At 72.3% G+C, this 12,209-nt stretch carries 11 protein-coding genes; 4 read left to right on the plus strand and 7 right to left on the minus strand.

Going from position 1 to position 12,209, the window contains the following annotated elements; all coding sequences use genetic code 11:
* Positions 1-114: 114 nt before the first annotated feature.
* Positions 115-1,827 (minus strand): MFS transporter, encoded by a 1,713-nt coding sequence (locus PV343_RS10730; RefSeq protein ID WP_319146603.1) that lies wholly within the window; start codon positions 1,825-1,827, stop codon positions 115-117.
* A gap of 293 nt (positions 1,828-2,120) precedes the next feature.
* Here PV343_RS10730 and PV343_RS10735 point away from each other — a divergent pair, with 293 nt between their 5' ends.
* Positions 2,121-2,912 carry a TetR/AcrR family transcriptional regulator gene (locus PV343_RS10735; protein WP_319146604.1) on the plus strand — a complete coding sequence of 264 codons (792 nt, stop codon included), beginning with the start codon at positions 2,121-2,123 and terminating at the stop codon, positions 2,910-2,912.
* Between the two features lie 63 nt (positions 2,913-2,975).
* Here PV343_RS10735 and PV343_RS10740 read toward each other — a convergent pair whose 3' ends face one another.
* The 3 genes from PV343_RS10740 to PV343_RS10750 all read right to left on the minus strand — a co-directional run bounded on the left by PV343_RS10740 (position 2,976) and on the right by PV343_RS10750 (position 5,640).
* Complete coding sequence (locus PV343_RS10740; RefSeq protein ID WP_319146605.1) at positions 2,976-4,235, minus strand: PP2C family protein-serine/threonine phosphatase; 1,260 nt, start codon at positions 4,233-4,235, stop codon at positions 2,976-2,978.
* A gap of 98 nt (positions 4,236-4,333) precedes the next feature.
* Positions 4,334-5,020, minus strand: coding sequence for a GAF and ANTAR domain-containing protein (locus PV343_RS10745; RefSeq protein WP_319146606.1), 687 nt, complete (start codon positions 5,018-5,020; stop codon positions 4,334-4,336).
* Positions 5,021-5,160: 140 nt separating this feature from the next.
* Complete coding sequence (locus PV343_RS10750) at positions 5,161-5,640, minus strand: MarR family winged helix-turn-helix transcriptional regulator (RefSeq protein WP_319146607.1); 480 nt, start codon at positions 5,638-5,640, stop codon at positions 5,161-5,163.
* A gap of 99 nt (positions 5,641-5,739) precedes the next feature.
* Here PV343_RS10750 and PV343_RS10755 point away from each other — a divergent pair, with 99 nt between their 5' ends.
* The 3 genes from PV343_RS10755 to PV343_RS10765 all read left to right on the plus strand — a co-directional run bounded on the left by PV343_RS10755 (position 5,740) and on the right by PV343_RS10765 (position 9,847).
* Positions 5,740-7,884 carry an MMPL family transporter gene (locus PV343_RS10755; RefSeq protein ID WP_319146608.1) on the plus strand — a complete coding sequence of 715 codons (2,145 nt, stop codon included), beginning with the start codon at positions 5,740-5,742 and terminating at the stop codon, positions 7,882-7,884.
* A 100-nt stretch (positions 7,885-7,984) separates the two neighbouring features.
* A complete protein-coding gene (locus PV343_RS10760; RefSeq protein WP_319146609.1) occupies positions 7,985-8,341 on the plus strand; it encodes a DUF6233 domain-containing protein in 357 nt (118 codons plus the stop codon).
* A 252-nt stretch (positions 8,342-8,593) separates the two neighbouring features.
* The gene (locus PV343_RS10765; protein ID WP_415923477.1) at positions 8,594-9,847 is read left to right on the plus strand and encodes a PP2C family protein-serine/threonine phosphatase; all 1,254 of its coding nucleotides are present in this window, start codon (positions 8,594-8,596) and stop codon (positions 9,845-9,847) included.
* A 98-nt stretch (positions 9,848-9,945) separates the two neighbouring features.
* Here the strand turns inward: PV343_RS10765 and PV343_RS10770 are convergent, their stop codons facing one another.
* The 3 genes from PV343_RS10770 to PV343_RS10780 all read right to left on the minus strand — a co-directional run bounded on the left by PV343_RS10770 (position 9,946) and on the right by PV343_RS10780 (position 12,187).
* Entirely contained in the window at positions 9,946-10,524 is a 579-nt protein-coding gene (locus PV343_RS10770; protein WP_319146611.1) for a DUF3291 domain-containing protein, read from the minus strand.
* A gap of 32 nt (positions 10,525-10,556) precedes the next feature.
* Complete coding sequence (locus PV343_RS10775; protein ID WP_319146612.1) at positions 10,557-11,264, minus strand: helix-turn-helix transcriptional regulator; 708 nt, start codon at positions 11,262-11,264, stop codon at positions 10,557-10,559.
* Positions 11,265-11,347: 83 nt separating this feature from the next.
* The gene (locus PV343_RS10780) at positions 11,348-12,187 is read right to left on the minus strand and encodes an MBL fold metallo-hydrolase (protein WP_319146613.1); all 840 of its coding nucleotides are present in this window, start codon (positions 12,185-12,187) and stop codon (positions 11,348-11,350) included.
* Positions 12,188-12,209: the final 22 nt, after the last annotated feature.

A 12,209-nucleotide genomic window follows, 5' to 3' on the forward strand; every position in this document is an offset into this window, starting at 1 on the left:
CCGCACGCACGGTACGCGCAGGTCATCGGGGACGGGACGACCGGGCACCCCTTCCCGAGAAGGGAGGTGCCCGGTCGTCCCGTTCGCCGGCGCGGCCCGCGGGCCGCACCGGTGTCAGTGTCCGCCGGACTCCTCGGGGCGTGCCTGGCGCGGCAGGAGGAAGGACAGGAGGAACGTCAGGGCGAGCATGCCGTCGACGATCCACAGCACCGTCTTCATGACCGAGCCGAAACCGCCCTCGAAGGCGGAGGCGGCGGTGGCCTGCAGGGCCGCGGGTATGCGGGCACCGGCCTCGGGCGAGGTCACCGCCGACCGCGTGTCCTTCTCCAGGCGCGCGCAGGAGACCGGGGTCGCGGCGGGGTCCTTGGCCACGGCGCGGTCCGACGCGCACTTGCGCAGGTCCGCGACGACGCGATCCTGTGCGGCGGGTGCCACGTGGGCGGCGGCCAGCTGTCCGCGCAGACCGTCCGAGCGGTGGTCGACGGCGGTGGCGATCCCGCCGCCCAGCAGGCCGAAGAACACGGTGCCGAGGATGGCCACGCCGAAGGCGCCACCGAGCTGCTGCATGGCGGTCATCGTGCCGGACGCCGAACCCGTCTCGTGCTGCTCGACGCTGGCCAGCACGATGTCGAAGAACGGTGCCATGAGCAGACCCATGCCGATGCCGGTGACGAGCAGGGACGGCAGCAGCTGCCAGGGTCCGACGCCGCTTCCGACCGTGTCGAGGGTCAGCCACACACCGAACACGCCGGCCGCCATGACGACGGTGCCCGCCTGGAGGACGGCACGCCCGAACCGGGCGACACCCTGCGCGATCCCGAATCCTACGATCATGCCGCCCGACCAGGGCACCATGACCAGACCCGCCTTGAGCGGCGAATAACCGAGGCCTATCTGGGTGTAGAGGTTGAAGACCAGCATGAAGCCCTGCATGGTCGAGAAGAAGACCAGCCCGAGGATCATGCCGCCGCTGAACCCGCGCTTGCGGAAGAGGCTCGGGACGACCAGCGGGTCCTGACCGGCGCCGCTGCGGCGCGACTCGTACTTGGCGAAGACCGCGAAGACGACGACGGAGGCGCCCATCATCACGAACGCCCACACGGGCCAGTCGTACTCACGGCCCTGGACGAGCGGGAAGATGAGGAGCAGCGCGGCCAGCGAGACCAGCACCATGCCAGGGATGTCGAGGCGCGGCTTGCTCTCGGAGCGGCCCCTGGGCAGGTAGCGCAGCGCACCGAGGAAGGCCGCGGCACCCAGCGGCAGGTTGATCAGGAAGATCATCCGCCAGCCGGTGCCGAAGTAGTCGGCGTCCACGAGCCAGCCCGCCAGGATCGGCCCGCACACCGCGGACAGTCCCATGACCGGGCCGAACGTGCCGAACGCCTTCTGCGACTCCTTGGGCGGGAACATCTCCTTGATCATGCCGAGGCCCTGCGGCAGCATCACCGCGCCGAACAGGCCCTGTACGACGCGCGCGCCTATGAGCATCTCGGGCGACACGGACACGGCGCACAGCAGCGAGCCCGCGGTGAAGCCGGCGGCGCCGACCAGGAACATCCTGCGACGTCCGTGGATGTCCCCGAGCCGGCCTCCGGTGACGAGCCCGACGGCCATCGACAGCGTGTACGCGGCGGCGAGCCACTGCAGGGTGGAGGCCCCGCCGCCCAGGTCGGCCCGCATGGAGGGACCGGCGATGTTCGTGACGACGGCGTCGAGGAGGTCCATCACCTCGGCCGCGAGGATCACGAAGAGCGCAGCCCAGCGCCACCGGTAGGGCGCGGGCGAGTCGGTGGGCGCCTCCGTGGACGCGACACCGGTGGTGGACATCGGGACTCCTCGCAGAGCGGGGCACACCTCGGAGACGGTCCGTGAGGCGCGCAGGGATGGATGACGGATCAGGTGAACGGTGTTCACCGTAGCAGAACAGCGCTCATCAGGAGAACGCTGTTCATTAAGATATAGCGCAACCCGGTCGCGTGGCACAAGATATATCGTGTCTTGAGCGAAGCTGGGCTGGGCTGAAGTGAAACCGAGCTGAGCGGCTCGGCGGACGAGCGAGTGCGGCTCGAACGTCGCTCACCGGCGGAGAACACTGTTCTCCGTGTGCCTAGACTGGTCGCATGACAGACGCGGCCGCCGACAGTCCAGCCACCCCACCGCCGTCTCCGTGGGAGCGCGAGCGCCCCGCCCGCGCCCACGCGGCCCCCGCGCGCACACCGCTGTCCCGCGAGCGCGTCGTCGAGGCGGCCTTCACGGTGCTCGACCGTCAGGGCCTCGACGGGATGTCGATGCGTCAGGTGGCCGCCGAACTGGGCGTGACCGTCTCCGCCCTCTACGCCCACGTCAGCTCGAAGGACGACCTCCTGGAGCTGATGTACACCCGCCTCTTCGACGACTTCGAGATGCCCGAAGCCGATCCGGAGCGGTGGCAGGAGCAGCTACTGGAGTTCGCGCGGGCCGGCAGGCAGCGTCTGCTGTCCCACCGCGACATGGCCCGGATCTCCATGGCCCACGTCCCCTTCACCGCCGAACTGCTGCCGCACGTGGAGGGGCTGCTCGCCATATTCCGCACCGCGGGACTGCCCGACCGCATCGCGGCGGAGGCGGGCGACCTCATCTCCACGTACATCGACGGGTTCGTCCTGGAGGAGGGCATGTGGCAGGACCGCGCCGCCCAGCAGGGCGGTGCGGGGTCCTCCCTGGCCCGCCCCGACTGGCGCGAGATGGCCGACGACATGCAGAACTACTTCGCGTCCCTGCCCGAGGCGGACTTCCCCCACCTGCGCGCCCTGTCCGGACTCATGGTGACGGACTCCTCCGACGAGAGGTTCGACATCGGCCTGCAGATCATCCTGCGCGGCCTGGCGAGCTACCTGCCGGACCGGGAGGACCGCGCGAGCCCCGACGACTGACTGGCGCCGCGCCGCGGGTGATGTCGATGCCCGAGCCGATCGGGGGCCGTGGATCTCATGATTTCACTCGCCCGGAACGTCGGACGTCAGACCGGTCAGGTCGGCCGCCTCGTGGGCGGGCTCCAGCGCGGGGCCGATCCATTCGGACATGAGGACCGTGGCGTCGTCCTGGAGACGGCCGTCGTGGTACTCGAGCACGGCGTGGACGAGGCGGCGCAGCGTCTCGGGGACCGGCAGGCCGTCGGCATGGTGTCGGATGAGGAAGTCGGTGAAGCGCGCCACGCCGAACTCCCGGCCGCCGCGGCGCCGGGCCTCGGTGATCCCGTCGGTGTACAGGACGATGCGGTCACCGGGCTGCAGGTGCTCGTGGCACACGGTGCTGGGCAGTCCCAGGTCCGTGCCCATGGGGTGCACGGGCGTGCAGGTGAGATGGGTGACCCAGCGGTTGTCGCGGATGACGATGGGCGGATGGTGACCCCGGTTCACCCAGCGCAGGATGCCGGTGCGGGTGTCGAGCCTGGCCAGGATGCCGGTGACGTAGCGCTGGTGGTCGTACTGCTCCAGCAGCGCGCCCTCCACGGCCTCGCCCTCTCCGATGAGGTCGGCGCCCCGGCGCCGGGCGTTGCGGCAGGCGCCGAGCGCCAGCGCCCCGGACAGGCCGGCGGCGGTGTCGTGGCCCATCGCGTCGAAGATCGCCAGGTGCACGGAGGGCCCGTCGATGGCGTAGTCGAAGACGTCCCCGCTGATGTCGTACGCCGGTTCCAGGGCCGCGGAGATCGCCACCCGCCCGTCGGCGTAGGTGCGCGGCGGCAGCAGGTTCCACTGCATCTCCGCCGCCAGGCTCATCGGCCGCGCGCGCACCAGCATGGCCAGCGCGTCGCTGGTCACGCGCTTGCTGACGATGACGAGCGCGACGAGCGAGGCCAGTGCCTCCATGTCCGACCGGACGGCGGGGTCGTCGTGGTGGGCGCTGACCCGCAGCAGTCCGAGGCGCTCGGTCCCGTCGAGCAGCGGCACCCACCACTCGAACTCACCGGTTCCCGCCGGGGAGGCGGGCATCAGGCCGCCGTACTGGTAGGCGCGTCCGGCCACGGTGCCCTCGATGGGCAGCTCCGCCTCGTGCAGCCGGGCCGCCTCCTCGCTCTCGGCCAGCAGGCACAGCTTGGCGCGCTGCAGGTCGGCCAGGTAGATCAGCACCCGGTGGAAGCCGGCGGCCGCCGCGCACAAGGACGCCTGTGCGGGCAGCGCTTCGACCGGCATGAGGTGGCTGGCGCGCAGCAGGTCGGCGAGCATCGCCCTGCGGCGCTCGCTGTTCCTTTCCATGGCGGTCCACCTCCGGTCGCCGGGGCCGGGGCACGAGATGGGCGGTACCCCGGAAATCCCGTCTGTCGCTTTTCGCCCCGCGACGGCCGCCGGCGGCGTTACAGGCCGCCCCGTTCGCAGATCTGCCGGGCGACCTCGCGGAGTTTGACGTTGTGCTCCTGTGAGTAGCGGCGCAGGACGTCGAAGGCCTGGTCCTCGGTGAGGCGGCGGCTGCCCATGAGGATGCCCATGGCCTCCCCGATGGTGTGGCGGGTGGAGACGGCCTGTTCCAGCTGGGCGTGGGAACGGGCGCTGGAGAAGGCGACCGCGGCGTGCGAGGCCAGCAGCCAGCCGGCCGTCTCGCTGCTCTCGGTGAAGGCGCCGGCGTCACGGGAGTACAGGTTCAGCGCGCCGAGGTCCTCGTCCTCGGTGAACAGCAGGAAGCCCATCATGCTGCCGAGCCCCAGCTTCCGGCCCTGGGGTACGTAGGCGGGCCAGCGCGACGAGGGCGCCTCGAAGTCGGCGATCCGGAACACCCGCTCACCCTCCTGCGTGCGTGCCACGTCGAAGCACGGGCCCTCCTGGAGCCGCTCCTGCAAGCGGTCGCTGTCGACGACGACCTGATGGGTCGGGGCGAGGGACTCCACCCGTTTGCCGCGCAGGATCAGGACGCCGGCCGCATCGCAGCCCTCGACGAGCTCGGTGGCACTGCTGGTGATCCGTTCCAGCGTGGCCCGCACCGAGTCCTGCGCGAGCAGGTCCCGGGCCATGGTCGCCATCTGCTGGGCGAACATACGCCAGTCCATGCGGTCCTCCGTCCTGCCGCCTGACAGTGTGTGCCCGTCCCTTCCACCCTGCCACCGCAAGCGTGAGGGCCGGGCCACACGCACCGGTGCGAGCCACGCCCCGCGTCCCGGTGAGCCCGCGCCACATCGGCGGACGCCCGTCAGCGCTCCTGTGACAGTTCCCGGTTCAGCAGCCGCAGGAACTCCGCGATCGTCGACAGTTGCTCCGGGCCGAAGTGCGCCATGGCCGCCTCGGTGCTGCGGGCCAGCGGGCTGAAGTAGCGCCGGGCGAGTGTGCGGGCCGGGGGGTTGTAGTGCAGGTGCACCACCCTGCGGTCCGCGCTGTCCCGGCTGCGGCTGATGTGCCCCGCGCGTTCCAGCCGGTCCAGGCACGCGGTGACCGCGCCGGAGGTCAGGTTGAGCCGTTCGCGCAGTCGGGAGGGGGTCATCGGCTCGCCGTCGGTGGCCGAGGCGTCCAGGATGGCGGCCAGGGCGTGCACGTCCGTGGCATGCAGGTCGTGCGCCTGGGCAAACGCATGGGCGATGCGGTTGAACTCGCCGTTGAGCGCGCGCAGCAGAACGGCGTAGGCCTGAAGGTCGCTCGCGGAGCCCTCGAGGCTCTCCTTGCTGTCGTACTGCATGCCTCAAGGATAAGATCTCTCAATCGTTGAGATACTTTATGCTTGAGTTATATGGGCGACCGTTCGTCCGCGCGTCCGCCCGCGCACGTTGGAGACCACATGCACACAGCGCGCCGACCGGTCCGATGGCTGGTCCCTGTCGTCCTCGTGATCGTCTGGCTGGGCCTCGGGGGAGCGTTCGGCTCCTACGCGGGCAAGCTCGGCGAGGTGTCCACGAACGACCAGGCCGCCTTCCTGCCGCGGAACGCGGAGTCCACCGAGGTCATCGACCGGCAGAAGGCGTTCGACCAGCGGGAGAGCCTGCCGGCCATCGTCGTGTGGACCGCCGACGGGGGAGGCGGCGTCACCGGGGCCCAGCAGGGTGCGGCGACCCGGGCGCTGCGGTCGCTCGCCGGGAGCGAAGGGGTCGAGGGGGCGCCGTCGCCCGCGCTCCGCTCACGGGACGGCCGCGCCCTGGAGGGCGTGGTACCGCTCCGGGTCGATCTGGGGAAGCGGCTTCCCGACGTGCTCGACGACGTGCGGGACGCCGCCCGGCAGGTGGACGGCGCGCGCGTTCGGATCGCGGGTCCCGCGGCCACGCAGGGCGACCTCGCCGACGCGTTCTCCGGCATCGACGGCATCCTGCTCGGCGTCGCGCTGGCCGCCGTCCTGGTCATCCTGCTGGCGGTCTACCGCAGCGTGGTGCTGCCGTTCACCATCATCGTCAGCGCCGTGTTCGCGCTCGGCGTGGCCAGCGCCCTCGTCTACGTGCTGGCGGACCACGACGTCGTGCGGGTGGACGGGCAGGTCCAGGGCATCCTGTCGATCCTGGTGATCGGCGCGGCCACCGACTACGCCCTGCTGCTGACGGCGCGCTTCCGGGAGGAGCTCGCCCACGGCGGCGACAAGGCCTCGGCCGCCTGGAAGGCGCTGCGCGGCTCCCTCGGCGCGATCACCGCGAGCGCCGCGACCGTCGCGCTCGGTCTGCTCGCCCTGCTGGTCAGCGACCTCACCAACAACCGCGCACTGGGACCCGTCGGCGCCATCGGCATCGTCTGCGCCCTGGTCACGACGCTCACCTTCCTGCCCGCCGTGCTGGCGCTGCTGGGCAGGGCCGCCTTCTGGCCGGCCAGGCCCCGGTCCACCGACGCGGAGACGGGCGGTCACGGCATCTGGCGACGCGTCGCCCACCTGGTCGACACCCGCCCCCGGCAGCTCTGGCTGGCGACGCTCGCCCTCCTGGTGGCGGCTGCCGCGTTCAGCCCGCTGCTTCCGTCGAAGGGCGTGCCGCTGGACGAGCTGTTCATCAACGACGCGCCGTCCGTCGCGGCCCAGCAGACCCTCGGCAGGCACTTCCCCGGCGGCTCCGGGCAGCCGGTCGTCATCATCGCGGACGCGGACCGGCTGGCCCGGGTGACCCGGACGGCCACCGCGACCACGGGAGTGGCGGGCGCGCAGGCGGTCAGCGCGTCGGGGCGGCCGGGCGGCGAACCGCTCGTGGTGGGCGGCCGGGTGCGGGTGGACGCCACCCTGGCCGACGCACCGGACAGCGACGCGGCCAAGCGGACGGTTCAGCGGCTGCGCGACCGGCTCCCCGGGGCCGACCCGCACGCGCTGGTGGGCGGCTACACCGCCCAGCGGTACGACACCCAGCGCACCGCCGAGCACGACCGCGCCGTCATCATCCCCGTCGTCCTCGCCATCATTTTGTTGATCCTGGTCGTGCTCCTGCGTTCCCTGCTCCTGCCCGTCCTGCTGGTGGCGACCGTCGCCCTGAACTACCTGGCGACACTGGGCATCGCGGGTCTGGTCTTCCGGCACGGTTTCGGCTTCTCGGGGACGGACGCCTCGGTCCCGCTGTACGGGTTCGTGTTCCTGGTCGCGCTGGGAGTCGACTACAACATCTTCCTCATGTCCCGGGTGCGTGAGGAGACGATCCGCGTCGGCGCGCGGCAGGGCATCCTGCGGGGTCTGGTCACCACCGGCGGCGTCATCACCTCCGCCGGCGTGGTGCTGGCCGCCACCTTCGCGGCGCTGATCGTCATCCCGCTCGCCTTCCTGGCGCAGATCGCCTTCATCGTCGCGTTCGGCGTGCTGCTCGACACCATCGTCGTACGGTCGCTGCTGGTGCCGGCGCTGGCCCGCGACATCGGACCGGCGGTCTGGTGGCCCAGCCGCCTGGCCCGGCCCAGGACCGAGGCACGGGACCAGGAGCCCCTGACGGCCGCCGCTGAGGACACGGCGGGGGCCCCGCCGGGCACCTGACGGCGTCAGGGCGCGTTCTCCGGGCCAGGGCCCCGCGGTTTCCATGACCGCGGGGCCCCTCCTGGTGTCCGGGGGCTCCGCATCTCCTATGATCGAACATGTGAACGAATCCCGTCCGCTGTCCCGTCTCGACATGCTGCGCTTCGCCCGGCGTGTCGTCGAGCAGCAGACCGCCCGGCAACTGGCCCTGATCGACCGGTGGATCGCGGACGAGGAGCGACGGGAGGCGGGACGCCGGACCGCCGAGGCGCGCAGGGAGCAGACGGCGGACTGGCTGATCCAGCACGGCCTCAACCGGACCAACGTGGACGCCGTGCATGTCGGTGACTGCTGGTCGGCGAAGAAGAGCGGACGGTGCCGGCCGGTCAGCCGCGAGCAGGCGGTCGAGGCGCTGCGGCAGCAGGTGCCCGCCTGTCCGCACTGCCGCCCGGACACCGCGCTGGGCGTCCTGGACTGACCCGCCCGGCCGGGACCACGGCCACGCCGCACCCCCCCGCAGCCCGATTTCTGCGCGCACACCCCCCGCAGCTCGATTTCTTCGCCCGCACGGCCCGCAGCCCGACCTTGTGTGCCGGGCACCGCCCGGAGCCCGACCTTGCGCGCCGCGCACCGCCCGGAGCCCGGCTCTGCGTGCCGCCGGGCCCGCCCGCCCGCAACGACGCATAGTCGAGGCGCGGGGTGAAGTCGCGTACGGGGGCCGGAGGGCCGAATGGTGCGAGTGACCACCACAGCGGGGATCGACTACCGAGCGCTGTTCGCCGTGACGCCCAGCCCCTACCTGGTGCTGGACCCCGACCTGACGATCGTCGAGGTCAACGAAGCCTACCTCCGGGCGACGGGCCGGACCCGTGAGGAACTGATCGGCCGCTACCTCTTCAAGGTCCACCCCGACAATCCGGCGGACCCCGACGCCGACGGGGAACGGAACCTGCGCGCCTCCCTGCGGCGGGTCCTGTGCTCGAAGGAGCCGGACACGATGGCGGTGCAGAAGTACGACGTCCCCGTGACGGGGCGCCCGGGGGTCTTCCGGGAGAAGTGGTGGTCCCCGCTCAACACGCCCGTCCTCGGGCCGCACGGCGACGTCGAGTGGATCATCCACCGGGTCGAGGACATGACCGAGTTCGTGCGGACCCTTCCGCGGCGCGTGGGGCCGGACGGCCCGGGCGGACAGCAGGCCGCCATGGAGGCGGAGCTGTACGCGCGGGCCCAGGAACTCCAGCGCCTGAACGAACGGTTGCGCGAGTCCCACGACCGGGAACGCCGGACCGCCCTCACCCTCCAGCAGGCCATGCTGCACACGCCGGACCTGGACGGGCACAGCGACATCGCCGTCCGCTACATGCCGGCGGCCCGGTCGCTCAACGTCTGCGGCGACTGGTACGACGTCGTGGACCTCTCCGACGAGAGCTTCACCGTCGCGGTCGGCGACGTGGTCGGCCACGGCCTGGACGCCGCCGCGGTCATGGGCATGCTCCGCAGCACGCTCTCCGCCGCCGTCCGCGCCAGCCGCGAACCCGGCACGGCGATGGACGTGCTGAGCCGCTACGCGCGCACCTGCGAGGGGGCGCTGGCCGCGACCGCGGTCAAGGCCGTCATCGACACCCGCCCCCGGCGCATCACCTACACGAGCGCCGGCCACCTGCCGCCCGCCCTGGCCCGGGGCGACGGCACGGTCGTCCTGCTCGACCAGGCCACCGACCCGCCGCTCGGGGTTCCCTTCGACCAGGCCCCGCGCCCGCAGGCCACGGTGACCTACGATCCGGGGGACACGCTGGTCCTCTACACCGACGGTCTCGTGGAGCGCCGGGGCGAGGACATCGACGCGGGGATCGACCGCCTCACCGAAGCCCTCGGCCGGCACGCCGGTCTGGCCCCCGGTCACCTGGCCGACACCCTGCTCGCCCGCCTGGACGTGGCCGGCGGGGGGCCGGACGACATCGCCCTGGTCGTCGTCCGGCTGTAAAGCCCGCGCCTGCCAGAACCCGCGCGCATCCGACGGGCCTGACCTTCACCGACGGGAGCCGCCTCGCGGCCGGCACGGCAGGCCTTCGCGAGCCTGTCCTACGACACCACCGGGTCCACTCCGGCGATCGGGGTGGCCAACGGCACGGTCCAGGTGTGGTCCGCCGGCGGGGGAGCGGGCGACGAGACCTCGTGAGGGGCGTGGCCGTGCCGGGCGGCCTCGGCCGCGGTGTACGCGGAGGCGAACGTGAACGCGCGCGGCGACGGCCCGTGCGCCCTGAGATCGGCGAGCCGCTCCAACGCCTCGCCGACGGTGGGGAGATGGCCGGCGGGGACCCACCAGAGCACCATGTGCGCCTCGACGTGCCGTTCGAACCACTCGCGGCGCCGTCGCATCACCTCCAGGTGCCCGCTGCGGTAGGTGAACTCCCACAGAGCCTCCTGGGTCTGCCACACCGACAGGTTGACGATGACGTTCTCGCCCATCGGGCGCAGGGCGGTGGCGTCGGCCGCTCCCTCCTCCACGAGCCGCCACACGAAGCCGGGCGCCGCGTCCGCGGCGGCGTTGACCGGGTCGAGCAGCTCGACGAACGGGGCGGTGCGCGGGTCGTCCAGGGGGTGGGTGAGGGCGGCGACGTTGAGCTGGGCGAGGTGGAGGGCATGCGTGGCTGCGGTCATGGCCACATCCCAGCACGGCGCGGATTTCTATGTCAACGAGATTTGTTTTTAGAAGACTCGACCACCACGCAGCATTCCCCCGGCCGGGCGTCCATGCGGGCGCGGAGGGCGCCGTCCGCACCGAGCAGCCCTTCCAGCAGCGCGAGGTTCATGCCGCAGACGAGCGGCGGGAAGCGCTCGGCGACCGCGTGGAAGGGGCAGTTGCGCATCCGGACGACGGGCGTGCCCTCCTCGGCCGCATTCTTGGTGCCTTCGGTGCCCGGGGAGCCCTCGCCGCTCTCCAGGTGAGGTTCGTAACCGCGGGCCGCCAGCACCTCCATGGCCTGGTCGAGGCTCGTGCAGGGCCCCTCCGGGCCGCGCAGCGCCTCACCCCGGCGGCGCGCGGCCGTGGTGAGTTCGGCGTCGAGGCCTGCCTGCTCGGCGGCCTCGGCCAGGAGTTCGGCCGCGGTGCGGTAGTCGCGCGCGGGCAACGACACCGCCCGCTCGGCCCGCGCCCGTGTGTACACCTTGGCGGGCCGGCCGGCCCCGGGGCCCGAACGGCCCGTCAGGCGGCGGCTGCCGCTCTCCAGCAGTCCCGCCTCGGTCAGCCGGTCCAGATGGTGCGCGGCCAGCGTGCGCGCCACCCCGGTCGCCTCGGCGGCCTCGTTGCGGCCGACCTCGCGGCCCCGCGCCACCACGTACTCGTACAAGCGGCGCCGCACCGGGTCCTGCAAGGCGGCGATCGCGTCGATGTCTTCCACCCGGCCATTCTAGGAACAACGCAGGTTGGAGTTAGAAACGGCGCCGTGGGCGAGGGAGCGGCTGAGCCGCGGGCGGTGCCTGCTCAGCGCACGGTGGGCCGGTCGCCGCCCGCCACCACCTCGGCGTGACCGCCACGGGGACAGTGCACGATCCGCTCAGCGAGTCCGAGGCTGGCCGCCGCGGTCAGGAACTCCTGCAGCGGGGAGCGGAAGACGGTGTAGTCGTCGTAGTGCACCGGCAGGACACGGCGGTAGTCGAGGCGCCGGGCCAGCTCGGCTCCCTGGAGGCCGTCCATGGTGACCACGAAGCCCCCGGGCAACTGCGTGCCGCCCAGGTGGAGCATGGCCAGGTCGGCGTCAGGGAAGCGCCGCGCGATCTCGTCCAGGCCGTCGTACAGGAGGGTGTCGCCCGAGACGTACATCCGGACCCGCACCGGCCCGCCCGCGGGGCCGAACTCCAGCATGCTGCCCATGACCGGCGGCAGCAGCCCGCGCAGCGGCGGACGCAGGGCGTGCCGTCCGGGCAGGGCGGTGATCCGTACCTGCGCGTCGTTCCGCCGCAGAACGCAGCTCTCCCAGGTGCGCAGCCCGCCCGCCCGGCCGAACCCCTGGAGGGTGCGCAGACGGCGTGCGGCGTGCGGTGTGGTGACGACGGGCACCGACCGGGGCAGGCCGGTCCTGGCCCGGCGGTCCCAGTGGTCACCGTGCAGATGGGACAGGACGACGCCGTCCAGGCGCGGCAGGTCCGCCACGTCCAGGGCCGGCTCGGTGAGCCGGCGGCTGACCAGCCCGTACCCCAGATGCGCCCGCTCACCGCGGTGGAGGAAGTTGGGGTCCGTCAGCAGCGTCAGCGCGCCGTAGCGCAGCAGCACCGTCGCGTTGCCGACGAAGTGAATTCCGACCGCGTCCTGGAAGGCTGCCATGAGAGTCCTTGCCCGGCGGGAC

The organism is Streptomyces sp. WI03-4A (assembly GCF_033792105.1).
Taxonomy (GTDB): domain Bacteria; phylum Actinomycetota; class Actinomycetes; order Streptomycetales; family Streptomycetaceae; genus Streptomyces; species Streptomyces collinus_A.